The 3,317-nt window shown below is 40.3% G+C and carries 4 protein-coding genes; all 4 read left to right on the top strand.

Annotated elements, in window-relative coordinates; translation table 11 throughout:
• Positions 1–392 (top strand): hypothetical protein (locus BMX22_RS15675; RefSeq protein WP_207645890.1); only part of this gene is annotated, 392 nt, incomplete at its 5' end.
• A gap of 223 nt (positions 393–615) precedes the next feature.
• Positions 616–1,557, top strand: coding sequence for a hypothetical protein (locus BMX22_RS15670; RefSeq protein ID WP_074743563.1), 942 nt, complete (start codon positions 616–618; stop codon positions 1,555–1,557).
• A 235-nt stretch (positions 1,558–1,792) separates the two neighbouring features.
• The gene (locus tag BMX22_RS15665; RefSeq protein WP_074743562.1) at positions 1,793–2,740 is read left to right on the top strand and encodes a hypothetical protein; all 948 of its coding nucleotides are present in this window, start codon (positions 1,793–1,795) and stop codon (positions 2,738–2,740) included.
• Positions 2,741–2,835: 95 nt separating this feature from the next.
• Positions 2,836–3,317: DarT1-associated NADAR antitoxin family protein (locus BMX22_RS15660; RefSeq protein ID WP_074743561.1), on the top strand; the 482-nt coding region annotated here is incomplete at its 3' end.

The raw sequence follows: 3,317 nt of genomic DNA, 5'->3' as shown, positions 1-3,317 counted from the left end.
ATCTTATCAGATTAATTCAGGATCTGTCCTTGGAACCTAAGATTATCGAACTTAACATCACAGATTTCGAAAAAGAGCATAACCTTATCAGAGAAGCGTTAGTCGGCAAGGTGACAGAGGGCGGACTACATCGGGAAAGATTACCGTTTACTGTTCCTTGCTATATTTGGGAAAGTGACAAAATACCAGATAAACTCTTAAATCTCCATAACAGGAGTATCAGGATCCAATTCATACCTAAAGCATTTCACATAGATATTATTATCAGTTGCCTCACAACTGGGAAAACCAGTTCTTTAGAGCTTCCCAAGGATGGCAAATACGAGGAAATCAACGAGATTTGCGAGGAAATGGTCTACAAGATCCAGGAACTCGCATGGGAAGTCATATAATTGACACGGGGCGGAAACGCCCCATGTCCCTGTGATATTTTATAATTACAGCTCAGGTTAAGCACGCCTCAAGAATCACTTATACATACCGCATATTTTGAGTACCGTCAATTTGTGCAAAAGGGAGATTTTTCTGTTTGACCGTCTGAATCTTCGAAATTCAAGTTTTTGAGTAGTATAATGAAGAAAATATAAACTTCGACTTTCTTTCAGGAGGTAGTGTATGGAGTATTTTTCAGGCGAAGCTTGGGTAAAGGTATGTGGAGAATTCTTCGATGCATATGTCAATTTCCGACTTGATGGGACATCAGAACATTTAATAGAACATAACGGCAGGAAAATAGAAATCTATTTTTTTGATCATGTTAGTTATACTTCCGTCGAGCTATATTGCCCCAGCACTTTTAAGGCAATGCTTGGGTGCTATGACGGTTCAGCTAAAAATACAAAAGAAATTATAAGGATGATTCTTTGGCTCGCACTAAATGTCGAGGATTTGGAGGTTTACGAAATAAATACATTCGATTTGGAAGAAGAGCATAAAAAGTTGAGAGAGTTGCTTGTACAAAAGGTTGGTCTTTGCTACGAGAACGAATGTGCGGAATGCTGGAAAGGTATCGGCGAAGTAAGCTTTATTCTAAATCTTCATAATCGTCGTTTTCATATATATATTTATCCAGACGCTTTGTGGGATACCTACAGCTCTGTAGTTGTCGATATTTACTGTTTCGATACAAATTTATCTTGTTCAATGTTCATTTCTCAAACAGAAGATTATCTTGATGACCTTGTTAGTCTAATTCAGGATATGTCTTTAGAACCAGAGATTACAGAGTTCTGTATCTCAGATTCCACAAGAGAACATGGGCTTATAAGAGAAGCCTTAATTGGCTTGGAGACAAAACATAGGCGATATATATTCAGATGGCCTTTTTTTAGTCCTTCGTCAATTATGGAAAGTACAATAATAACAGATAGATACATCACTCTCCATAAAAGGATTATCAGAATACAATTCGATCAGAAGGAAAAATACATCAATATTATTGTCAGTTGTCTTACAACCGGCAAAACTTGCTCATTAGAGCTTCCTAAGGATAGTGATTATAACGAGTTAGAAGAAGTATACGAGGAACTGGTTTACAAAATTCAGGAACTCGCATGAGAATTCATATAATTGACACGGGGCGGAAACGCCCCATGCCCCTGTGATATATCATAATTACAGCCAAAGTAAAGCACACCTCAAGAAGAACTTATACATACTGCATATTTTGAGCACCGTCAATTTGTACAAAAGAGAGAATTTCGTGCTCGACCCTCCGAATCTTCGGAATTCAAGTTTTTGATTAGTATAATGAAGAGACCCAAAACCTTGACTTGCTTTCAGGAGGTATTATATGGAGCATATCGAAAAGACACAGTGGATAAAGACTTGCCAGATGTTCTTTGATGCGTATGTCAAGTTTCTGATTGACGGTAAAGAAGCACATTGGTACGGGTGCAACTATAGAAACATCGAAATTGCCTTTATTGACTGCGGTTACTTCGTTAAGGTACAGCTGTATTGTCCGGAAGCGCTCAGAAGCCTGAACGGTTTTTACGGTAGGTCAGAGAAAGATACAGAGGAAATAATCAGAAAGCTGTACTGGCTTGCGTGGGAGGCAGATAAAAGTAATTCTTACGTTATAAAAGCAACCGGTCCCGAAGAAGAGTATCAGCAACTCAGAAAAATACTGGTGGAAAACTACCGCTCGTGTTACGATGCTTGCTGGGAGGACGATTACTGGAAAGAAACAGGTGAGGAAAGCCTTAGCATCCAGCTTCATGGCAGAGAGATAGAGGTTCACTTTTCTCCCAATGCTATGTGGGATGCCAACGGATACATAGACGCTGATCTTTTCTGTTGCGAGACCGGCAGAATCTGCTCGACTGTTGTGCATCAGGAAAAAGAGGAGCCGAAAGAGATCATCAGACTCCTTCAGGATATGGCTTCTGAACCGGAGATCTTAGAGTTCAGCACTACCGATTCCGAATGGGAGCACGAACTGATCAGAAATTATTTGGTTAGCAGCCGTACAAATGACGGTATGCTTATCGCACGTTATCCATTCTGCTGGGTTCACAATTGGAACGGCACCGCTGTCAAGGAGCGATTCCTTCTACTTCACAACAGACAGATCAGATTAAAATTCGAGCCGCAGGAAGACGCTTTGCAAATCATTGTTGACTGCATGGAAACAGAAAAACAATTTACTATGGGACTTCCTAAACGCTGTCGAAAAATCGAAGAGATCAGCGAAGAACTTGTATGGAGAATTCAGGAACTGGCTTGGGAAGCCGTATAATAGACACGGGACATAAACATCCCATGTCCCTGTGATATAATAAAAGTACAAAAGGAAATTATTCATCGATTCAATTTCAGTCAGGAGGTGTAATTATGGCAATAAGACCAGTTTATTTAGTATCAAACGGTAAGGTCATCAAAAGAGAATACGAGTTTCAGTGGTTCGCAGGCTTTTCTGTGGCTCAGAAGCAGAGATCTATCGCTGCACTGCATAATGCGGTAAAGTCAGCCAACAAGGAAGCGAACCCCTTGGAAATCAGTACAAAGGGAACGGTTGACCTCGGCGTTAAGCTAAGCGCTTTCAATCTCAAACTTGACGGATACACATTAGAGAATATATTTCAGAGTTCCAAAGTCTTTTCAAACGGCGGTCCGTATCGCGACCTGCTGGAGGTTAGTCCCAAAGAAGCGAAAAGGGACGATAGACTTCATAATTCAGGAGCGCTTGTCGGATTCAATTACGCCGGAATAGATTTTCCACTGGAACCCAAAACAGTTTTCTACGACTATATTTACATTAACGCAGTAAAACAAACACTCTCCTCCGAAGAAATCAGACAAATTACAGAATACAC

It is taken from the genome of Ruminococcus sp. YRD2003, from assembly GCA_900109435.1.
GTDB lineage: Bacteria > Bacillota > Clostridia > Oscillospirales > Ruminococcaceae > Ruminococcus > Ruminococcus flavefaciens_G.
The sequence above is the reverse complement of the archived record's forward strand: the minus strand, read 5'-3'. Positions and strand labels throughout refer to the sequence as shown.